The organism is Enterobacter cloacae complex sp. IR5458, assembly GCF_049238025.1.
In the GTDB taxonomy this organism is placed as follows: Bacteria; Pseudomonadota; Gammaproteobacteria; order Enterobacterales; family Enterobacteriaceae; genus Enterobacter; species Enterobacter kobei.
In genome coordinates, this window is record NZ_JBMKIF010000023.1 from 62,589 (window position 1) to 82,628 (window position 20,040).

The 20,040-nt window shown below is 58.3% G+C and carries 17 protein-coding genes and 1 pseudogene; 5 read left to right on the forward strand and 13 right to left on the reverse strand.

Features of this window, described 5'->3' with window-relative positions; genetic code table 11:
* Nucleotides 1-75 precede the first annotated feature (75 nt).
* From ACOTYN_RS18215 to ACOTYN_RS18235, 5 genes are read right to left on the reverse strand one after another with little or no spacing between them, the layout of a single operon-like run.
* A complete protein-coding gene (locus ACOTYN_RS18215) occupies nucleotides 76-2,553 on the reverse strand; it encodes a nitrate reductase (protein ID WP_071922154.1) in 2,478 nt (825 codons plus the stop codon).
* Nucleotides 2,550-6,536, reverse strand: a complete 3,987-nt coding sequence (gene nirB, locus ACOTYN_RS18220; RefSeq protein ID WP_332958383.1) for a nitrite reductase large subunit NirB — start codon at nucleotides 6,534-6,536, stop codon at nucleotides 2,550-2,552. The genes ACOTYN_RS18215 and nirB overlap by 4 nt, the downstream gene beginning before the upstream one ends.
* 13 nt (nucleotides 6,537-6,549) lie before the next feature.
* The gene (locus tag ACOTYN_RS18225) at nucleotides 6,550-7,338 is read right to left on the reverse strand and encodes an ABC transporter ATP-binding protein (protein WP_045135483.1); all 789 of its coding nucleotides are present in this window, start codon (nucleotides 7,336-7,338) and stop codon (nucleotides 6,550-6,552) included.
* 9 nt (nucleotides 7,339-7,347) lie between these two features.
* The gene (ntrB, locus tag ACOTYN_RS18230; RefSeq protein ID WP_014884183.1) at nucleotides 7,348-8,226 is read right to left on the reverse strand and encodes a nitrate ABC transporter permease; all 879 of its coding nucleotides are present in this window, start codon (nucleotides 8,224-8,226) and stop codon (nucleotides 7,348-7,350) included.
* Between the two features lie 2 nt (nucleotides 8,227-8,228).
* Nucleotides 8,229-9,476 (reverse strand): CmpA/NrtA family ABC transporter substrate-binding protein, encoded by a 1,248-nt coding sequence (locus ACOTYN_RS18235; RefSeq protein ID WP_059373518.1) that lies wholly within the window; start codon nucleotides 9,474-9,476, stop codon nucleotides 8,229-8,231.
* On the opposite strand from ACOTYN_RS18235, the gene ACOTYN_RS18240 reads away from it, so the two are divergent.
* Complete coding sequence (locus tag ACOTYN_RS18240) at nucleotides 9,475-9,597, forward strand: hypothetical protein (protein WP_332958387.1); 123 nt, start codon at nucleotides 9,475-9,477, stop codon at nucleotides 9,595-9,597. The two genes, ACOTYN_RS18235 and ACOTYN_RS18240, sit on opposite strands and share 2 nt — an antisense overlap.
* 105 nt (nucleotides 9,598-9,702) lie before the next feature.
* Here the strand turns inward: ACOTYN_RS18240 and nasR are convergent, their stop codons facing one another.
* The gene (gene nasR, locus ACOTYN_RS18245; protein ID WP_063861449.1) at nucleotides 9,703-10,887 is read right to left on the reverse strand and encodes a nitrate regulatory protein NasR; all 1,185 of its coding nucleotides are present in this window, start codon (nucleotides 10,885-10,887) and stop codon (nucleotides 9,703-9,705) included.
* Nucleotides 10,888-10,959: 72 nt separating this feature from the next.
* Here nasR and ACOTYN_RS18250 point away from each other — a divergent pair, with 72 nt between their 5' ends.
* The 3 genes from ACOTYN_RS18250 (at nucleotide 10,960) to ACOTYN_RS18260 (ending at nucleotide 13,655) form a co-directional block, all read left to right on the forward strand.
* On the forward strand, nucleotides 10,960-11,313 hold the full coding sequence (locus tag ACOTYN_RS18250; RefSeq protein WP_014884187.1) for a DsrE/DsrF/TusD sulfur relay family protein: 354 nt from the start codon (nucleotides 10,960-10,962) through the stop codon (nucleotides 11,311-11,313).
* 106 nt (nucleotides 11,314-11,419) lie between these two features.
* Nucleotides 11,420-13,204, forward strand: a complete 1,785-nt coding sequence (locus tag ACOTYN_RS18255) for a methyl-accepting chemotaxis protein (RefSeq protein WP_332958388.1) — start codon at nucleotides 11,420-11,422, stop codon at nucleotides 13,202-13,204.
* Between the two features lie 211 nt (nucleotides 13,205-13,415).
* The gene (locus tag ACOTYN_RS18260; RefSeq protein WP_010432930.1) at nucleotides 13,416-13,655 is read left to right on the forward strand and encodes a DUF1883 domain-containing protein; all 240 of its coding nucleotides are present in this window, start codon (nucleotides 13,416-13,418) and stop codon (nucleotides 13,653-13,655) included.
* A gap of 30 nt (nucleotides 13,656-13,685) precedes the next feature.
* Here the strand turns inward: ACOTYN_RS18260 and ACOTYN_RS18265 are convergent, their stop codons facing one another.
* A complete protein-coding gene (locus ACOTYN_RS18265) occupies nucleotides 13,686-14,381 on the reverse strand; it encodes a gamma-glutamylcyclotransferase (RefSeq protein ID WP_023330588.1) in 696 nt (231 codons plus the stop codon).
* 177 nt (nucleotides 14,382-14,558) lie between these two features.
* Nucleotides 14,559-14,789: a putative cation transport regulator ChaB gene (gene chaB / locus ACOTYN_RS18270; protein ID WP_014884191.1), complete on the reverse strand. Its 231-nt coding sequence runs from the start codon at nucleotides 14,787-14,789 to the stop codon at nucleotides 14,559-14,561.
* A 269-nt stretch (nucleotides 14,790-15,058) separates the two neighbouring features.
* Between chaB and chaA the strand changes: the two genes are divergently transcribed.
* On the forward strand, nucleotides 15,059-16,159 hold the full coding sequence (gene chaA / locus ACOTYN_RS18275; protein ID WP_201405219.1) for a sodium-potassium/proton antiporter ChaA: 1,101 nt from the start codon (nucleotides 15,059-15,061) through the stop codon (nucleotides 16,157-16,159).
* Between the two features lie 113 nt (nucleotides 16,160-16,272).
* On the opposite strand, the gene kdsA is transcribed toward chaA, so the two are convergent.
* The 5 genes and pseudogenes from kdsA to prfA all read right to left on the reverse strand — a co-directional run bounded on the left by kdsA (nucleotide 16,273) and on the right by prfA (nucleotide 20,019).
* Nucleotides 16,273-17,127, reverse strand: a complete 855-nt coding sequence (kdsA, locus tag ACOTYN_RS18280; RefSeq protein ID WP_014884193.1) for a 3-deoxy-8-phosphooctulonate synthase — start codon at nucleotides 17,125-17,127, stop codon at nucleotides 16,273-16,275.
* A 36-nt stretch (nucleotides 17,128-17,163) separates the two neighbouring features.
* Nucleotides 17,164-17,973 (reverse strand): invasion regulator SirB1, encoded by an 810-nt coding sequence (sirB1, locus tag ACOTYN_RS18285; protein WP_008499515.1) that lies wholly within the window; start codon nucleotides 17,971-17,973, stop codon nucleotides 17,164-17,166.
* A gap of 35 nt (nucleotides 17,974-18,008) precedes the next feature.
* Nucleotides 18,009-18,098, reverse strand: a pseudogene (locus tag ACOTYN_RS18290) (siroheme synthase); the annotation flags it as partial.
* Between the two features lie 8 nt (nucleotides 18,099-18,106).
* The gene (gene prmC, locus ACOTYN_RS18295) at nucleotides 18,107-18,937 is read right to left on the reverse strand and encodes a peptide chain release factor N(5)-glutamine methyltransferase (protein WP_014884194.1); all 831 of its coding nucleotides are present in this window, start codon (nucleotides 18,935-18,937) and stop codon (nucleotides 18,107-18,109) included.
* On the reverse strand, nucleotides 18,937-20,019 hold the full coding sequence (gene prfA / locus ACOTYN_RS18300) for a peptide chain release factor 1 (RefSeq protein ID WP_071922150.1): 1,083 nt from the start codon (nucleotides 20,017-20,019) through the stop codon (nucleotides 18,937-18,939). The genes prmC and prfA overlap by 1 nt, the downstream gene beginning before the upstream one ends.
* Between the last annotated feature and the right edge of the window lie 21 nt (nucleotides 20,020-20,040).

Sequence of the window (20,040 nt, forward strand, 5' to 3'; positions counted from 1 at the left end):
TTCTGGCGGAAATTTCAGGATTATCCTGAAACTGATCGTCGGGTGGCGGCTCCGCCACCCGACGCCCTTACACCATCATCCAAACAGTCCTTTCAACTCCGAAACGCAGGAGCCACAGTTCGTGCCGCACCGTAACGTTGCCCCCAGCGCGGCGACGCTTTCGCACCCTCCGGCTATCGCCTCCCGAATCGCATTTTCTCCGACGCTGAAGCAGCTACAGATAATGCGTCCCGGATCCACCGTCTCCTCCACACCCTGCCCGTTCAGTAGCGCATGACGCTCTGCAGGCGTCGTGGGGGGCGAGCGAAAAGCAGCGTTAATGATCGGGTGTACCAGCTCCGGTAACGTGGTGCCTTCCCAGAAGCCGAGCATCAGCTGACCTTCATGCCAGGCCAGCACGCTACTGCGTTCGCCGGTTTGAGCAACCTGTAACTGCCAGCCCCGGCTGCTGGCGTAGTTCATGACCCACGAAAGCAACGGTTTATCTCCTGATACCGTCAGATGCGAGGCTTTACGCCACCAGTGAACCCAGGATGGTAACGCCGGCTGTTCGTGGGTATAGAGCACCCCTTGCCAGGCGGGCAGCCAGGGCATGATCCGAACGGCGGTTTGTTTGCTCTCCGGCTGGCCCGACGCCGGATCGCAGCGCCCTTCCACCAGCGCATTCACCTTTCCCTGACGGGCAAACACGGCGTTCCAGTGCATCGGGGCAAACGCCTCGCCTTGCCGGATGCCGCGGTTGACTCGCACTCTGGCGACCATCACGCCGCGCGGCGAACTGATCCGCGCCAGCTGGCCATCACACAACGAGAACCGCACGGCATCGCTGGCGCAGACCTCAACAAACGGCTCCGCGATATGCTGCATCAACCGGGACACATACCCCGTCCGGGTCATGGTGTGCCATTGATCGCGGATGCGTCCGGTATTGAGGATCACCGGGTACAGCGTGCTGACCGCCGCACCGTGCTGGACCGGATCGACCGGCACCAGGTTTCGGCGCGGAAAATCCCCCGTTGACCACTGATACGGCTCCAGCCGCTCCCACGCTTCGCGGGTAAGTTCAGCCAGGTCATGCAGGTTCAATGCCCGCGTGCCGTCATTTTCAAAGGCCGTCAGCGCCGCGTGCTCGCAAAAAATCTCGTGCGGATGTTGCCAGGCAAAGGCGTCGCCGTGCCCCAGCCGTTTTGCAATCTGCGCGACGATCCACCAGTCCGGTTTTGCCTCTCCCGGGGCAGGCAGAAAGGCGCGCTGGCGCGAAATACGCCGCTCGGAATTGGTCACAGTGCCGTCCTTCTCCCCCCAGGCCAGCGCCGGAAAACGGATATGGGCGAACCGGCTGGTGTCGGTATCGTTCATGACCTCAGAAACAATCACCAGCGGGCAGCCTGCCAGCGCCTGACATACGGCGTGACTGTCCGGCAGCGAGACCGCTGGGTTGGTGCCCATGATCCACACCGCCTTCACTTCGCCACGGGCAATGGCATCAAACAGTTCAACCGCCATCAGGCCTGGCGTCTGCGCCAGCCTTTCCGTTCCCCAGAAACGCGCCACCCGCGAAAGATCGTCCGGCTCAAAGTTCATGTGCGCCGCCAGCTGATTTGCCAGCCCGCCCACTTCCCGTCCGCCCATGGCGTTTGGCTGTCCGGTCAGCGAAAACGGACCGCAGCCCGGGCGGTTGAATTTTCCGCTGGCAAGATGGACGTTGATGATGGCGTTACACTTGTCGCTACCGCTCGATGACTGGTTGATCCCCATGGTGTAGAGCGTGATCGCGCGTGGCGCGGTGACAAACCAGTCATAAAACACACCAATATCCTGCACAGGAAGGTCGCAAAACGCCGCCACGCGGGCCATCGGCCACGCGTCGGTTCCCTGGATCACATTGAGCAACCCTACAAACAGCCCCGCATCGCTGCCGGGTTTTAGCGCCAGATGCAGGTCAGCGATATCACAGGTAGCCGTTTCACGCGGGTCAATCACCACCACCTTCATCTGCGGATTAGTTTGCTTTGCCTGCACCAGCCGCTGGTACAGAACAGGGTGCGTCCAGGCGGCATTCGAGCCCACCAGTACCACCAGATCGCTGTTCTCCACGTCCTCGTAACTGCACGGCACCACGTCCTCACCGAAGGCACGTTTATAACCCACCACCGCTGACGACATGCAGAGCCGGGAGTTGGTATCAATGTTCGCCGCCCCGATAAACCCCTTCATCAGCTTGTTAGCGGCGTAGTAATCCTCGGTTAACAGCTGGCCGGACGCGTAGAACGCAACCGCCTGCGGCCCCCATGTGTCGATAATGTGCTGGAGCCGTTCACCTGCCGCCTCCAGTGCCTGCGTCCAGTCCACCTCATGACCGTCGAGGACCGGGCGCAAAAGCCGCCCCTGTAAATCGGTTGTCTCCCCCAGGGCGGCCCCTTTCACGCACAGGCGACCAAAATTCGCCGGATGGGTTTCATCTCCCCGAACGCTGACCACACCGCCTTCCACGCGGGCGACCACACCGCAGCCCACCCCGCAGTAGGGGCATGTTGTCCGGGTTTCTGTCATGAAGCCTCCGCACGCATGACCAGGGCATCGTTACCGACCCACACTTTGCCGTTTTCAATTTTCACCGGCCAGGCGCGTACCGCAGGCTCACCATTTTCAACCTGACAGCCATCGCGCAGACGAATGCGCTGTTTATAAAGCGGAGAGATCACCACCGGCTCCCCCGCCGCATCGCCAAGAATGCCGCGAGAAAGCACGTTCGCACGGCTTCCTGGCTCCAGGTCATCGAGGGCATAAACGGTTTTGCCAAAGCGGAACAGCGCAATCGCGTTGTGACCAAGACGCGCGCCAATGCCCGCCTGTTCGGGGATATCCTCGATACCGCAGATTTCCTGCCAGCGTTTGTCTTGCTCTGCGGCAGTGTCGTTCACAGCGGTGCGGAACAGCGCCAGACGATTGGGATCGTTGAGCGTGGTCTGCCATTCGCACTGGTAGGTTTCTACCACCCGGGCCATCTCCTGCTCCAGTTCGTCGGCAATGCCCAGACTGTCCTCGAGGATCACCTCGCGCAGATAGTCGAGGCCGCCTTCCAGGTTGTCCATCCAGGTGCTGGTGCGCTGCAGGCGATCCGCCGTGCGGATGTAGAACATCAGGAACCGGTCAACGGTACGGATCAGCGTTTCATCGTCCAGATCGCTGGCGAAAAGATCCGCATGGCGAGGCTTCATGCCGCCGTTGCCGCACAGGTAGAGGTTCCAGCCTTTATCGGTGGCAATGACGCCCACGTCTTTGCTCTGCGCCTCGGCACACTCGCGGGTACAGCCGGAAACAGCCATTTTGATTTTGTGCGGCGCGCGCAGGCCTTTGTAACGGTGCTCCAGTTTGACCGCGAGGCCGGTGGAGTCCTGCACGCCATAGCGGCACCAGGTCGACCCAACGCAGGATTTCACCGTGCGCAGAGATTTCCCGTAAGCGTGGCCGGTCTCAAATCCGGCTTCCACCAGCGCCTGCCAGATCTCCGGTAGCTGTTCCAGAGTGGCGCCAAAGAGGTCAATACGCTGCCCGCCAGTGATTTTGCTGTAAAGGCTATAGCGCTTTGCAATCTGGCCGATGGCGATCAGCCCGTCGGCGGTCACTTCCCCGGCGGGCATACGCGGCACGATGGAATAGGTTCCGTCCTTCTGAATATTGGCAAAGTAACGGTCGTTGGTGTCCTGCAGCGGCAGATGGGCCGGTTTAAGCAGATACTCGTTCCAGCAGGAAGCCAGCACGGACCCGACCAGCGGCTTACAGATTTCGCACCCGTGTCCCTGACCGTAGCGGCTGATGAGCTGGTCAAAGGTGCGGATATGGTTGACGCGCACCAGGTGATAAATTTCCTGGCGTGACCAGGGGAAGTGTTCACAGATATCCTTTTTCACCTCCACGCCCTGTTCAGCAAGCTGAAACTCCATCACCTGCTTCACCAGCGCACTACAGCCCCCGCAACCGGTCGCCGCTTTGGTGCACTGTTTGATGGCACCGATATCCGTTGCGCCCGCGCTCACGGCCTGGCAAATATCGCCCTTGCTGACGTTATGACACGAACAGATCTGCGCACTTTCCAGCAGCGCCGCCACGCCCAGCGCTTTTGGCGCGCTGCCTGAGGATGCGGGTAATATCAGGGTTTCCGGCGCTTTCGGCAGGCTGATTCCATTGAGCATCATCTGCACCAGCGTGGCGTATTCGCTGGCATCACCCACCAGCACGCCGCCGAGCAGCGTTTTGCTGTCGTGGCTGACCACGATTTTCTTGTAGATTTGCTGCGGGCCGTGCGTCCACTGGTAGCTCAGCGCCCCCGGCGTGCGCCCGTGAGCGTCGCCAAACGACGCCACATCCACGCCCAGCAGCTTGAGTTTGGTGCTCATATCCGCGCCGGTGAAGGTTTTATCCTCCCCTGCCAGCACGGCGGCGGCCACGCGTGCCATCTGGTAGCCCGGGGCAACCAGTCCAAAGATTTTCCCTTCCCACAACGCGCATTCGCCAATGGCAAACACGTCACGGTCGGAAGTCTGGCAGCCATCGTCAATGCAGATCCCGCCGCGCTCGCCGATAGCCAGCCCGCTGCTGCGCGCCAGCGCGTCCTGCGGACGGATACCGGCAGAAAAGACCACCAGGTCCGTTTCCAGCGCTTCGCCATCGGCAAAGCGCAGCACCAGCCCGTCATCCGTCGACGCAATTTCCGTGGTGGCTTTAGCGGTGTGAACGCCCACGCCCAGCGCCTCGATTTTCTTGCGCAGCATCGACGCGCCGTCGTTATCGAGCTGAACCGCCATCAGATTGGGCGCAAACTCCACCACGTGAGTCTCGAGCCCGAGTTGTTTCAGGGCGTTTGCTGCCTCCAGCCCCAGCAGCCCGCCGCCGATGACGACCCCGCGACGCGCACCCGCCGCATGGGCCGCAATGTTGTCGAGATCGTCGAGCGTGCGGTAGACAAAACAGCCCGGCAGATCGTTACCCGGTACCGGCGGGACAAACGGGTATGAGCCGGTCGCCAGCACCAGTTTATCCCAGTGCGTTTCATGCCCACTGGCGGTACGCACCACGCGCGCGTCGCGGTCAATGGCGACAATCTGCTGCGACAGGCGCAGCTCAATGCCGTTATCAGCAAAAAAATCCCCTGCCACCAGCGAGAGCGAATCCGCACTGCGGCCGCCAAAATACTCGGACAGATGCACCCGGTCATAGGCGGCATAGCGCTCTTCACCAAAGACCACGATCTGATACTGCTGATGTAAGTTGCGGTTAACGCAATCTTCGAGAAAATGATGGCCGACCATACCGTGCCCAACCACCACCAGAGTAGGTTTTGTCATAGCGTTCTGTCCTGCAACCTGCGGTTGCGTAGTGAATCGATCGAACAGCCAGTCCGCGTGTGCGGGCGCAGCCGTTGCCAGTAAATCGGTAAATGTCGCCGCGTTGCGGCAATCTCCCATCAGCAGCACGCCAGCCAGCGTCCCCTGATGGATCAGTAAGCGACGATAGTGACGCGTCAGCGGATCCCATGAACGCCAGACCACGTCGCCCTCCTGCTCCGCCGCGCGACCCAGGCTGAACAGCTCCACGCCGGTCACCTTGAGGCGCACACCGTTGTCGGTGAGGGTAAACGGCGCAGTGGTGTCGCCCGCCAGCCGTGCGGTGAGGATATCGGCCTGCGCCAGACAGGGGGCGACCAGGCCAAACGTCTGGCCATCAATTTCGCAGCACTCGCCAATGGCATAGATGTCCGGCGCGGAGGTCTGCATCTGGTGATTCACCACAATCCCGCGCGCGCAATGAAGGCCGCTGGCCTTTGCCAGGTCAATGTTGGGCTGCACGCCGGTCGCCAGCACCACGCGCGCCGCAGCAATACTGCGTCCATTGAGCAACGTCACGGTGTTGTCGTTAATCGCCGAGATGCCGGAGGCAAGCTCACAGCGCACGCCCCGTTCCGCCAGCGCCTCCTCCAGCAGCGCGCCAGCCTGTTGATCCAGCTGTTGTTCCATCAGCCACGGACCGCGATGAACGAGCGTGACGTTGTCACCTGAGCGTGCCAGTGCTGCCGCAGTCTCAACCCCAAGCACGCCGCCCCCCAGCACCACCGCCGGACCGGAAATTGCCTGAATGGCGCAGGTATCCTCCAGGGTGCGGAACGTGAACACCTGCGGCGCATCACCGCCGGGGATCGGCGGAACAAAAGGCGTTGAACCGGTGGCAAATACCAGGGCATCCCAGCCCAGCGTGCGGGTGGCGGTTCGCACTTCTCGTGAGGCCACGTCCACGGCAAGCGCCCTTTCGCCCCGCAGCACCGTAACGCCACGTTCCCGGTACCAGTCCTCATCCTGAAGACAGATATCCGCTGCCGCTTTCTCGCCCCCCAGCACAGGCGAAAGCTGAATGCGGTTATAGGCATGCTCAGGCTCATCACCGACTACGGTGATAGCAAAACGACCCGAGGCCCGCCCGGTTAGCCCGTCAATCAGCCGGGTGGCCGCCATTCCATTCCCGATAATGACCAGTCGCATCAAAGCCCCCTCGTTACGCCGCTTTCGGCTGTTTTTCGTAGAGGAAATGGAGGATCTGCTGACGCATGTGGTGGTAGCGGCTGTCGTCCGCCAGCTGAACCCGGTTGCGCGGACGCGGCAGATCAACGCGCAGGATCTCTCCGACGGTCGCCGCCGGGCCGTTGGTCATCATCAGCACGCGATCGGAAAGCAGCACTGCCTCATCCACGTCGTGGGTAATCAGCACGATAGTGGTGTTCAATGCCTGCTGGATCTGCATCACCGAGTCCTGCAGATGGGCTCGCGTCAGCGCATCCAGCGCGCCGAACGGTTCATCCATCAGCAGCACTTTTGGCTTCATCGCCAGCGCGCGGGCGATGCCCACGCGCTGCTTCATGCCGCCGGAGATCTCCCCCGGGCGCTTATGCAAGGCATGCCCCATCTGCACGCGGTCGAGGTTGTGCTCGATCCACGCTTTACGCTCAGCCTTGCTCATGGTGTGACGGAACACCTGATCCACCGCCAGGGCGACGTTGTCAAAGCAGGTGAGCCATGGCAGCAGGGAATGGTTCTGAAACACCACCGCGCGCTCGGGGCCCGGCCCGGCAATTTCGCGGTTGTCGCAGATAAGCCCACCTTCCGTCGGCAGCGTAATGCCGGCAATAAGGTTTAGCAGCGTCGATTTGCCGCAGCCGGAGTGGCCGATCAAACTGACGGTTTCGCCCTCGTGAATATCAAACGAAACGTTTTGCAGCGCCAGAAACTCGCCGCTGGCAGTAGAAAAGCGCTGGCTCACGCCCTGGACCTGAATTAATGGTTTCATCTTCGCTCCTTATTTTTCCTGCCAGCTAAAGCGACGGGCAATCAGCATCAGCCCCTGCTCCAGCAGCAACCCGACCACGCCAATAATGACGATGGCGATGAGAATGTTTTCGACGTTGAGGTTGTTCCACTCGTTCCAGATCCAGAAGCCGATGCCTAAGCCTCCGGTGAGCATCTCGGCGGCGACAATCACCAGCCAGGCAATACCGATGGAGAGGCGTACCCCGGTCAGCACCGCAGGCAGCACGGCAGGAAAGAGAATGCGGCGCATAATGGTCCACTCAGAGAGTTGCAGTACCCGGGCGACGTTGAGGTAGTCCTGTGGAATACGGCGCACCCCTTCCGCGGTGTTGATGACCATCGGCCAGATGGAGCAGATAAATATGGTCCAGCTTGATGCTGGCTCCGCTTTCTGGAACAGCAGCAGGCCGATGGGCAGCCAGGCCAGCGGGCTAACCGGCCGCAGGAGGGCAATTAGCGGGTTGAACATGCGCGAGAAAAAGGTGAAGCGGCCAATCAGAAAGCCCAGCGGAATCCCCGCCAGCGCTGCCAGACCAAAGCCGATGGCGACGCGCTGCAGTGACGCAAGCACGTTCCAGCCTATGCCCATATCGTTTGGCCCGTCGCGATAAAACGGATCGGCGAACAGGGTTATGGCCGAGTCGAGCGTGCTGAGCGGCGTCGGGAAGCCTTTGCTGTTTATCGCCGCCAGTTGCCAGAGCACCACCAGCAGCCCCAGCCCCAGAAACGCCGGAATGACGCGCTGTAAAACATCATTCATTCGACGCGCCAACGCAGGCGTACGACGACGAACCTGTAACGGTGGCAGGACAATCACCTCCCCGCTCTCAGGCTTCTCTTGTGGTTTTGTGTTTTGCAGATGCGGCATAATCAGGCCCCTTTACGGTGAATGGCAAAACGGTTGGCGTACCCTTCCGGATCGGTTCCGCTCCAGACGGTACCGTCCATCAGCGTGCTGCTGCGATACGGTGATGAGGGAGTGGAGAGTCCGCCGACGGCGGTGGCAGCATCCTGCCAGACCGCGGTCTGGTTAATGCGCTGCGCAATACCCACGTAATCCGGCGCGGTTTTAAGCAAGCCCCAGCGGCGGAACTGGGTTAAGAACCACATGCCGTCAGAGAGATACGGATAACTGACGGCACCCTCGTTGAAGAAACGGATCGGGTGTGCGTCCTGCCAGCGCTGCCCCAGGCCGTTGTCGTATTCCCCGAGCATTCGCCCGGTGAGATACTGTTCTTTGCAGTTGAGCCACGCCCGGCGCGAGAGGATCTGCGCGGTTTCACGTTTGTTTTCCGGGGACGCCTCAATCCAGCGCGCGGCTTCCATCACGGCACTCACCAGCGCCCGGGCGGTGTGCGGATTTTTCTCCACCCAGTCGCGACGCGTGCCGAGAATTTTTTCAGGATGATCCGCCCAGATGGACTGCGACGTGGCAGCGGTGAAGCCAATGCGGTCGTTAATCGCCCTCGCGTTCCACGGCTCACCGACGCAAAAGCCCACCATGTTGCCAATGCGCATGTTCATCACCATCTGCGGCGGCGGCACCACCACTGTGCGCACGTCATCGAAGGGGTTAATGCCTGCGCTCGCCAGCCAGTAGTAAAGCCACATGGCGTGCGTTCCAGTCGGGAAGGTGTGCGCGAAAGTGTAAGTGCCAGGCGCCTGCTGCCCGACCAGCGTTTTCAGCCCGTCAAGATCGCGAACCCCCTTCTCCGCCAGATCGCTGGAGAGCGTAATGGCCTGACCGTTCTGGTTAAGCGTCATCAGGTTTGCCATCTGCTGCGGCTTGCCTGCAATACCCAGTTCAAGCCCGTACAGCAGACCGTAAAGAATGTGCGCGGCGTCCAGCTCCCCCGCCACCAGCTTGTCGCGTACCGCTGCCCAGCTCGCCTCTTTGGTGGGGACGATGGTGATACCGTATTTTTTATCAAAGCCTTTCAGGGCTGCGATAACCACCGGCGCACAGTCGGTCAGCGGGATAAACCCGATACGTACCGTCTCCTGCTCCGGTTTATCCGAGCCTGCCGCCCAGGCAGCCTGCATGACACCCGGTAATAACACTGCGCCACTCGCCAGCATGCTGGCCTGCAAAAACCGTCGTCTCGACAAATCCGCCATGACCACTCCTGAAAAAAAGCCAAAAAAAAGCGCCCACAGTGCCGAAGCACCGCTGGACGCCTTTATCCCGAAGACTGATGCACCGTCGTTGGCGCACCGTCAAAAATGGTTAATTCAATAATGCAAAGTCAATGCCAGGTTTGAACACCCTGTTTCAGGGCCGGAAGCCGGATTTGCTCGCCATTACGCACCCCAATCAGGCACAACATGCCCACTGATTGTGCAGCTACTCCTTTGGGGTTATCTGCCACACGCTTTTCACCGTAAGCAGCGCCCGGGCGATATCCACCATGCGCTGATTCTTGTCCATCGCCATTTTGCGCAGCGTTGTCCAGGCCTGCTCCTCACTCATATTCTGGTGGGTCATCAGCACGCTTTTTGCTTTATCAATGGTTTTTCGCTCCTCAAGCGTATCGCGCAGCGACGCAAGCTGACGGGAGAGTTGCTCAATCTCGCGCGCCTGCTGGCGAACCAGAGGCAGCAGGGGTTTATCCGGGTAATGCGCCAGCGGGTCCTCCAGTTCATCTGCGGAATGCGGATAAACCTCGTCACGCTGAATCCGCTCATCCACCGCGACCATCAGATCGGCGATGATTGTCTCCTCCAGCGCGCGCAGATGCTCCAGCCGCGCCGTTTGCAGCGCAAACCACGCCAGCGCGGTATGGCCATTATCCGCGGCAGGCTGGCGGGTACAGGCCACGCGCCGGAGTTGCTCCGTCTCACGGTCGGGCTGGCAGTTAAGGGAGAAAGTGGTCTGAACGTCAGCCTGACTGTGGGAGAGGAAGATCTCAAAGCAGGCTTGCTGCCCGTCAATGCGATCTACCAGTCTCTGGCGGGTAACGTCATCAAAAAAACCCTGCGTGAAGCCTATCGCCCCCAGGGCCCGCTCTTGTCCCGCCAGTTCTTTGCCCTGCATCAGGCTGTAAAGGGCGACAAACCGGCCCGCGATTTGCGGATCGTCAATGCTGTCATTGAGTTGCGGCACGATACTGAGCAGATGGCGAAGCATGCGGGAGTAATGTTCCATGGCCTGCGGGGCCGTCAGGGTTTGTTGACTCACCCCGTCACGCAGCGCGGGAAGTGTGTCCAGCGTATGCAGTGCATTACCGATACGTTCGCAGACGGCGCTCCCCGGGAGGAGGGACTGCTTGCCAAGTATCGTATTCAGCGCAGCAAGATTTTCGTCTACCAGCGCCCGGCTGGCTTTGCATTCAGGCGCGTAGAGCTTACCCTGTGAACAGAGCCAGACGTTGGATGCCCCGCGCTCGCACTGTAGCATATGTACCAGTTGGCTAATGCCGTGCACCAGCACGTTCAGCTCTGCCAGCTTGCTGAGCTGCTCCCGGCGCATCAGCCTCGCGCGCTGAAGCCATTCGGTTGCACCTGGCGAAATGCCAGCCATTAATGTCATGCTTACTCTCCCGGACAGCGAAACTCCGGAGAATTAAGCAATATTCGTGCCTTTATAAGAACAGGAGTCAACATGCAGAAGATTGTGATCGTCGCCAACGGGGCGGCCTACGGCAGCGAATCTCTTTTTAACAGCCTGCGTCTGGCCATTGCGTTACGTGAAAAAGAGAGCGACCTGGCATTACAGATTTTTTTAATGTCGGATGCCGTCACCGCCGGGCTGAAGGGCCAAAAGCCGGCAGAAGGCTATAACATTCAGCAGATGCTGGAGATCCTGACCGCGCAAAATGTGCCGGTGAAACTGTGCAAGACCTGTACCGACGGACGCGGGATTACCACTCTGCCGCTGATAGAGGGCGTAGAAATCGGGACGCTGGTTGAGCTGGCCGAATGGACGCTGACCGCAGATAAAGTATTAACTTTTTAATAATAATCCCGTAAAAATATTATTTTCTTATGGACGCGGTTTCAGCATCAAGTTTACCTGCGGGGTTGCCGATAGGCATGGAAACAACACAGCAGGTATTTCACTTATGTTCAGATCGATTCGCGCACGTATTATCGCTACGACGACAGGTTGCCTTGTCGTCGCCCTTCTTCTCAATACCGTTATTAACTTCCAGGTCACGCGCCAGGATAACCAGCAGTCACAGCGCGATATATTGACCAGTACCAGCGCCAGCCACAACATGGCGATTGCCGACTGGGCCAAAAGCAAAATGACGGTGATTACCTCCGCACAAAGCGTCGCGCTGGCTGACGACCCGGTTCCGGTGTTTAAACAACTGGCGCAGGCGGGGGGATTCACTAACGTCTATGTGGGTTATGCGAGCAAGACGGCGAAGTTTTCTGAACCTGCGGGTGTCCCGGCGGATTATGATCCGACCATTCGTCCCTGGTATCAGCAGGTGGTGAGCACGGACGGCCCGGTAGTGACCGCACCCTATGTTGATGCCGGTACCGGAAAGCTGGTGGTGACGTTTGCTGTACCGGTGAAAGAAAATGGCGTCCTGAAAGCGGTGGTGGCGGGCGATGTCGCCATGGATAGCGTCGTGGCAAACGTGCGCGGCATCCACCCAACACCCGCCAGCAGCGGGCTGCTCCTGAACAGTGACGGTACCGTGATTGCCACCAACGATCCGGCTTTGACCCTGAAGCCGTTTGCCGAGACGATCAAAGGGATCGACTTTGCGGCGCTGAAACGCGGTAATCCGGTCGACGGAACCCTGAATGATGTAGACAAAACCTTCATTGCCTCAGCCGTGCCGGGCACAAACTGGCTGCTGGTCGTCGCGCTCGACAACAGCGATGCCACCTCCGGCATGCGTTCCCTGCTGAAAGCGTCGGCGATTTCGCTGGTGATCCTGGCACTCCTGAGCGGCGCCATTGTTCACGTCCTGATTGCCCGTCTGCTGAAGCGCCTGTCTGACATTCGTGATGCGATGCATAACATTGCCAACGGGACCAACGATCTGTCCCAGCGTTTGCCGGACAGCGGCAATGATGAAGTGGCGCAAATTGCGCAGGCCTTTAATGCCTTCAGCGATAAGCTTTCCGTCGTAATGGTACAACTCCGTGACGCCAGCGCGTCGGTGAAAAATGCCGCGCAGGAAATTGCGGCTGGCAACCAGGATCTTTCCGGGCGTACCGAGCAGGCGGCGTCCAGCCTTCGCGAGACCGCCAGCGCGGTGGAGCAGATCACCGCCTCCGTCACGCAATCGAATGAATCGGCAGCGGAAGCGAACGATCAGGCAAGCAAAGCGTCTGCGACTGCCGCGCGCGGTGGTGAAGTGGTTTCTCAGGCCATCAGCACGATGCAGTCCATCGAAGTGGCGTCCGCAAAAATTGGTGATATCACCAGCGTCATCGACGGTATCGCCTTCCAGACCAACATTCTGGCGCTGAACGCCTCCGTCGAGGCGGCGCGTGCCGGTGAGCAGGGCCGCGGATTTGCCGTGGTAGCCGGGGAAGTGCGTAACCTCGCCAGTCGTAGCGCCCAGGCGGCGAAAGAGATCAAATCCCTGATTGATTCCACCACCGATAGCGTGGCGACCGGTTCGCGCTATGTGCATCTGGCCGGTGAAAGCATGGATGAGATCCGCTCCAGCATCGGCAGCGTCTCCGGCATCATGCGCGAAATCTCCATCGCCACCAGCGAACAGATGAAAGGCATCCATGAGATTAACCATGCGGTGACCCATCTCGACAGAATGGTGCAGCAGAACGCCGAGCTGGTGGTGCAGTCCGCCGCCGCCGCAGGAGCCCTGCAGAGCCAGGCGGGCGACCTTGCTGAAACGGCCGGCCATTTCCGCATTTAATGTTCCTCCGGCGCGCGTTTCGCGGGTAAAACGCGCGCCAGCCTAACTTTTGAGGAATTTTGTCATTTTTGTTTAATCGTTATGCCATTTTTTGATCAAAATCAGCATCCCGACTCTCCCCCTTTGGTGTTATGCAACGAGTGAATTGTGAACTACATCACGCTCGGATATGGCTGCAGGGAGAGCGTTGTTTAAGACTACGGGGTAAAAAATGGCACTGGTAAAAACAAGTTTGAAACTGTTCGGCGGGGATACGGTAGTGGTGCGTTGCTCAGAACGCTGCCGCATACATCTCATGAGTTCAAAAGCGCAAAAGCAATCCCAGGCGGATATTCTGACCGTGCAGGATGATAAAGCGTGGCTTACCGTGCCGTATACCGGCACATGGGATGTGCTGATCGACAGCCACAGTCAGTCGCTGGAGCATTCCGTCAGCTACGTGGCAGCATAAGAGTAAACGCCCGGCCAGCCGGGCGTATTATCAGGCAAAACCCGGTCGCAGCGTGCTGTTGACAGGGTTCCCTTCCAGCAGCGCCCTCACCTTTACCACCAGCTCATTCAGACAATCGTCCTTCATGCCGAGGCGGGTCAGCTCCTGATCGAGGGAGAAGAGATACTGCGCGTTGGTGCCCAGCGGCCCGCTGGCGGCGGCAATCAACGGGGCGATGACCTGCGTGCGGGTATCCGCTTCATACAGCGGATGGCGTGGATCCATAATAAACACCAGCGCATTGACGGTACGTCCATCGTCAAGCTCCAGCTTGCACCAGCTCGGCATATAGCAGCCGGTGATCATCTCGCGCTTCCAGAGCAGCGTCAGCTCCTCTTCGAGCGTGGCATCCGGGAGGCGATACGCCACGCCCGTGGTGCGTCCGCCCTCTTTCAGTGCAAGCATGCGACCAGGCTGACACGCACTGCCGCGTCCGGCCGTCAGGCGCAGACAAAATGCGCGGTGCCAGCCAGGCAGCGTTCCCGTTGCCGATTCGACAAATTCCAGAGCCGGGTTCCACATCAGCGAACCGTAGCCAAAAATCCATACCGGGCCATCATCCGGGCGGCAGGCAAGCGTGGCAGCAAGCGACGCCGCACGTTGTTCAGCTGACCAGAGAAGCGATTCCTCAATAGCACCAAATGCCGTCTTACAATCTGCCTTCATTAAGAAATCACGCGTTAACACTTTACACCTCCGCCACTGCATGCTTCCTTGCGACATCTGTAATGCGCCTTCCCGGCATTTTTTTCTGGTCATTTCGCCAGCAGTGAAATAACGATAAGCAATTAGCGGACCAGTTGCAATACAACGGAAGTTCAACCGCCTGAAAAGTCAAAATGAAGGCAGCGAATTATTTCACGGCTATTTCTTTTTATGCCATTTATCATCGTCTCCTTTCTCGTAGTCATGTTTAACTGCGGCCCAGGCGACCTTATGCGCCGTCTCTTCCCGGCTGGCATCATCCCGGCGATCGTCTTTATCTTTGTACTGATCCCAGGCGCTGTTAAACGCTTCCTTGTAGATATCCTGCGCGTGTTCAGGCAGGACATTTTTCACGTTATCAGGTAATTCGCGTTTCGTTTTGTAGGGCATCACTAACCTCTCTTTTCGGTAAAGAGATAAGTGTGGACGACGATATGCCATGGTGCCACCCAACAATAATTAATGAGTAAATTAAAATTATAATTCTTTGTTATTTAATATTTATTTATGAGATATATGGCATTATAGACTTCAAAGAAGAAAAACATCACAAAGGGTAAAATTAAGTAAAAAATATAAGGTATTTAACAGATTTCTGTTAATTTAATCTCCTTAAAATCTATCTATAATTACAAGCACCTGCATTGATGGAGAAGCACATGACAGCAACACACGAGGCGGTAAAGACCCGCCACAAGGAGACGTCACTCATTTTCCCGGTTCTGGCACTGGCTGTGCTGCTCTTCTGGGGAAGCAGTCAGTCACTGCCAGTGGTGGTTGGTATCAATATTCTTGCCCTGGTCGGTATTTTAACCAGCGCATTTAGCGTCGTTCGCCATGCGGACGTATTAGCCCACCGTCTGGGCGAGCCGTACGGTTCGTTAATTCTGAGTCTTTCCGTTGTTATTCTCGAAGTCAGCCTGATTTCCGCGCTTATGGCGACCGGCGATGCTGCCCCGACGCTGATGCGCGATACCCTCTACTCCATCATTATGATTGTGACAGGCGGCCTGGTGGGCTTCTCGCTGTTACTGGGCGGGCGTAAATTTGCGACCCAGTACATGAACCTGTTTGGCATTAAACAGTACCTGATTGCCCTCTTCCCGCTGGCAATTATCGTGCTGGTCTTCCCGATGGCGCTGCCAGATGCAAACTTCTCCACCGGTCAGGCGCTGCTGGTCGCGCTGATTTCCGCAGCCATGTACGGCGTGTTCCTGCTGATTCAGACCAAAACGCACCAGAGCCTGTTTGTATACGAACATGAAGATGACGGCGACGACGATGACCCGCACCACGGTAAGCCGTCAGCACACAGCAGTGTGTGGCACACGGTTTGGCTGATCGTGCATCTGATTGCGGTCATTGCGGTCACCAAAATGAATGCCAACCCGCTGGAGACGCTGTTGACCGAGCTGAACGCCCCGGTGGCCTTTACCGGTTTCCTGGTGGCGCTGCTGATCCTGTCCCCTGAAGGACTGGGGGCGCTGAAAGCGGTGTTGAACAATCAGGTGCAGCGTGCAATGAACCTGTTCTTCGGCTCCGTGCTGGCGACCATATCACTCACCGTACCGGTGGTGACGCTGATTGCCTTTATGACGGGGAACGAACTGCAGTTTGCGCTGGGCGCGCCGGAGATGATTGTGATGGTGGCCTCGCTGCTGCTGTGCCAGATCTCCTTCTCCACCGGACGCACCAACGTGCTGAACGGCGCGGCACATATGGCGCTGTTTGTGGCGTACCTGATGACGATATTTGCCTAGCCTCTTTGCCCAGCGGCGCTTCGCTTGCAGTGCCTACAGGTTTGTAGGTCGGGTAAGCGCAGCGCCACCCGGCAATATGTCCTATAAAAAAACCCGCCGAAGCGGGTTTTTTATTAGTTGCTGGTATCCAGCTCGTCGAAGTTCTTCACCAGATCGTCAATCGCTTTGATCTGCTTCAGGAACGGCTCCAGCTTATCCAGCGGCAGTGCGGAAGGACCATCGCATTTCGCGTTAGCCGGATCCGGATGCGCTTCAATGAACAGACCCGCCAGACCCGTTGCCATACCGGCGCGCGCCAGCTCGGTTACCTGCGCACGACGACCGCCAGACGCGGCACCAAACGGGTCACGGCACTGCAGGGCGTGAGTCACGTCGAAGATCACCGGAGACTGGTTAGAGACGTTCTTCATCACGCTGAAGCCCAGCATATCCACGACCAGGTTGTCATAACCGAAGTTTGCACCACGGTCGCACAGGATAACCTTGTCATTGCCGCCTTCGATAAACTTGTCGACAATGTTCCCCATCTGGCCAGGGCTCACGAACTGTGGTTTTTTCACGTTGATGACCGCGCCGGTTTTCGCCATCGCTTCCACCAGGTCCGTCTGACGGGCCAGGAATGCCGGAAGCTGGATCACGTCTACCACGTCCGCTACAGGCTGTGCCTGCCAGGACTCATGCACGTCGGTGATCACTTTCACGCCAAACGTCTGTTTCAGCTCCTGGAAAATCTTCATGCCCTCTTCCAGGCCCGGGCCACGGTAAGAGTGAATGGAGGAGCGGTTGGCTTTGTCAAAAGAGGCCTTAAACACGTACGGGATGCCCAGCTTCTGGGTCACGGTCACGTAGTGCTCGCAGATACGCATGGCGAGATCGCGGGATTCCAGCACGTTCATACCGCCAAACAGCACGAACGGCAGGTCGTTTGCTACCTTGATATCACCAATGCTAACCACTTTTTGTTTCATAGGATCGCCTTATTCAGGTGTGAATCGGAATTAAGATTAATGCAGTGTAATTTGTTTGTGCGAGATCGCGTTGATCTGCGCGCGAATCATTTCGCTAATCGGATCTTCCGGGCACTGCTCAACGAAATAGCTCAGATCGTTCAGCGCAACGTGTTCGCAGTCGAGCTGGGCATAGATAAGCCCGCGGTCGCGAATTTCGTAGGGATCTTCCGGATTAAACTGCAGCAGCACTTCGCTGGCACGCAAGGCAAGCTCCATCTGACGCTCTTCCATCAGCGCTGATTTCAGCGTATCCAGCAGCTTGCGGATCACTTCGGCGTTATCGGCCTCGTCGAGATCTTCGTTAAAGAGCTCGGCGACCGGGCTGATGTTGCCTTTCAGCCAGACGTCCAGCGTATGCTCATCCAGCGTATCGCCGTTAAACGGATTAATGAGCCACATCTCGCCGTCAAGCCACTCCGCCCGCAGGATCATCTGCGTCGGGAAAATGACCGGCACCAGTGGAATATCCAGACGGTGTGCGACCCACAGCAAAATAGAGCCCAGCGCAACGGCGCTGCCCTGACGGTTTTTTAAGACCTGGTCCAGCCATAATGCGTCAGACAGGCGATACACGCCACGCGTGTCGCAGAAACCCCATTCGCCGTAGAAAAGCTCAAGCAGCTTCTCTAATTGCCAGTCCTGCGGGCGCGCCTGATTGATCTCTTCACGCGCCAGGCTGACCAGATTCTCCAGTTCATCGTAAACGTACTGCGACGTAAAATCGTCGCGTATCATCTCCGAAATCAGGATCATGCCATCGCAAAGCGGCACTTTATTAAATTCGAAATCGGCTAAGGACTTCATGACTTACCCCAGTAACGCCCGAACGTACAGCTACCCCCGGGCGCGATAAAACTCAAAACAATGTAGATGATAACGCCAAACCGCCTTTCAGTCAGCCTTACGCCTTTATCAGTAAATGGCAGATAGCCTTGCTTCACGCCCACTGGCCTAGCGTCAACCGTTCATTACCGCCGTAGTCGCGGCAGGTTTCCACTGCGGTATAACCCGCTTGCGTAAACAGCGCACGTACGGCTTCCCCCTGCGTCCAGCCATGTTCCACCAGCAGCCAGCCGCCGGGAAGTAAATGTTGCCGTGACGTTGTCACTATGTGATCAAGATCGGCTAACCCTGCGTTAGCCGCAACCAGCGCCGTCAACGGTTCGAAACGAACATCGCCCTGCGCAAGGTGCGGGTCGTGCTCGTCAATATACGGCGGGTTACTGACGATCATCTCGAACGAGCGAGTCTCCAGCGCGCTAAACCAGCTGCTTTGCAGCACGGTCACGTTAGTCAGCCCAAGACGCGCCACGTTACGCTGCGCCAGGGTCACCGCGTCAGGCATCACATCCACTGCCGTCACATCGCAATCCGGACGCTCGCTGGCAAGCGCCAGCGCGATAGCACCCGTTCCTGTTCCGAGATCGAGAATCCGGCTGGCCGCAGCCGGCAAACGCGCCAGCGCCTGCTCCACCAGACATTCGGTATCCGGGCGTGGAATCAGCGTTGCCGCTGAGACATAAAGCGGGAGCGACCAGAACTCACGTTCACCGACAAGATGCGCCACCGGCTCACCGTTTTTACGGCGGGCAAGCAGCGTAGCAAGCTGCGCTTGCTGCTCAGCGGTCAGTGGCGTCTCACCGAATGCCAGCAGATACGTACGGGCTTTACCCGTTACATGCTCCAGCAAAATTTCGGCGTCGCGTTTTGGGCTTTCGCTTGCGGAAAGCTCACCGGCGGCCTCACGTAACCAGCGCTGAAAATCCATTATTCCTGCTCGGACAGCGCCGCCAGCTGGTCGGCCTGGTATTCCTGCACGATAGGCTCAATCAGCATATCCAGCTTCCCTTCCATCACCTCGTCCAGACGGTAAAGCGTCAGGTTAATGCGGTGGTCGGTCACGCGGCCCTGTGGGAAGTTGTAGGTACGGTTACGGTCGCTGCGATCGCCGCTGCCCAGCAGGTTACGACGCGTCGATGCTTCCGCCTGCTGGCGTTTCGCCATTTCGGCCGCGTGGATACGCGCACCCAGCACGGACAAGGCTTTGGCTTTGTTTTTATGCTGCGAACGCTCGTCCTGACACTCCACCACAATACCTGTTGGCAGGTGAGTAATACGGATAGCGGAATCGGTGGTGTTAACGTGCTGGCCGCCCGCACCAGAGGAGCGGAAGGTGTCGATGCGCAGGTCCGCCGGGTTGATGTCCGGCAATTCCGCTTCCGGCAGCTCTGGCATCACCGCCACTGTACAGGCAGAGGTATGAATACGCCCCTGAGATTCCGTAGCAGGCACGCGCTGCACGCGATGACCGCCAGATTCAAACTTCAGACGACCATACACGCCGTCGCCGCTGATCTTGGCGATAACCTCTTTATAGCCACCATGCTCGCCGTCGTTAGCGCTCATGATTTCCACGCGCCAGCGACGCGATTCAGCGTAGCGGCTGTACATGCGGAACAGATCCCCGACAAACAGCGCCGCTTCATCACCGCCGGTACCGGCGCGGACTTCCACAAACGCGTTACGCTCGTCGTCCGGATCTTTTGGCAGCAGCAGCACCTGAAGCTGTTGCTCCATCTCTTCAGAACGCGCTTTCGCATCCTGTAACTCTTCCTGCGCCATCTCGCGCATTTCAGGATCGTCGAGCATCATCTGCGCGGTTTCGATGTCTTCCTGAACCTGTCGCCAGTCGGTAAAGCATTTAGAAACATCACTTAACTGCGCGTACTCACGCGAGAGTGCGCGAAAACGTTCCTGGTCCGCAATGGTCCCGGCATCCCCGAGCAGCGCCTGGACTTCTTCATGGCGCTCGTGCAGAGCTTCCAGTTTAGCGACGATAGAAGGCTTCATAGGCGTAAGTGCACCTTGTCT

What these genes read in the sequence shown, in the direction of transcription:
- kdsA (WP_014884193.1), bottom strand. Translation starts at nt 17,127, where the DNA reads ATGAAACAAAAAGTGGTTAGCATTGGTGATATCAAGGTAGCAAACGAC.
- ACOTYN_RS18235 (WP_059373518.1), bottom strand. Translation starts at nt 9,476, where the DNA reads ATGGCGGATTTGTCGAGACGACGGTTTTTGCAGGCCAGCATGCTGGCG.
- ACOTYN_RS18225 (WP_045135483.1), bottom strand. Translation starts at nt 7,338, where the DNA reads ATGAAACCATTAATTCAGGTCCAGGGCGTGAGCCAGCGCTTTTCTACT.
- ACOTYN_RS18215 (WP_071922154.1), bottom strand. Translation starts at nt 2,553, where the DNA reads ATGACAGAAACCCGGACAACATGCCCCTACTGCGGGGTGGGCTGCGGT.
- sirB1 (WP_008499515.1), bottom strand. Translation starts at nt 17,973, where the DNA reads ATGAAGTCCTTAGCCGATTTCGAATTTAATAAAGTGCCGCTTTGCGAT.
- ntrB (WP_014884183.1), bottom strand. Translation starts at nt 8,226, where the DNA reads ATGCCGCATCTGCAAAACACAAAACCACAAGAGAAGCCTGAGAGCGGG.
- ACOTYN_RS18240 (WP_332958387.1), top strand. Translation starts at nt 9,475, where the DNA reads ATGACCACTCCTGAAAAAAAGCCAAAAAAAAGCGCCCACAGTGCCGAA.
- nirB (WP_332958383.1), bottom strand. Translation starts at nt 6,536, where the DNA reads ATGCGACTGGTCATTATCGGGAATGGAATGGCGGCCACCCGGCTGATT.
- prmC (WP_014884194.1), bottom strand. Translation starts at nt 18,937, where the DNA reads ATGGATTTTCAGCGCTGGTTACGTGAGGCCGCCGGTGAGCTTTCCGCA.
- ACOTYN_RS18260 (WP_010432930.1), top strand. Translation starts at nt 13,416, where the DNA reads ATGGCACTGGTAAAAACAAGTTTGAAACTGTTCGGCGGGGATACGGTA.
- chaA (WP_201405219.1), top strand. Translation starts at nt 15,059, where the DNA reads ATGACAGCAACACACGAGGCGGTAAAGACCCGCCACAAGGAGACGTCA.
- nasR (WP_063861449.1), bottom strand. Translation starts at nt 10,887, where the DNA reads ATGACATTAATGGCTGGCATTTCGCCAGGTGCAACCGAATGGCTTCAG.
- ACOTYN_RS18255 (WP_332958388.1), top strand. Translation starts at nt 11,420, where the DNA reads ATGTTCAGATCGATTCGCGCACGTATTATCGCTACGACGACAGGTTGC.
- prfA (WP_071922150.1), bottom strand. Translation starts at nt 20,019, where the DNA reads ATGAAGCCTTCTATCGTCGCTAAACTGGAAGCTCTGCACGAGCGCCAT.
- chaB (WP_014884191.1), bottom strand. Translation starts at nt 14,789, where the DNA reads ATGCCCTACAAAACGAAACGCGAATTACCTGATAACGTGAAAAATGTC.
- ACOTYN_RS18250 (WP_014884187.1), top strand. Translation starts at nt 10,960, where the DNA reads ATGCAGAAGATTGTGATCGTCGCCAACGGGGCGGCCTACGGCAGCGAA.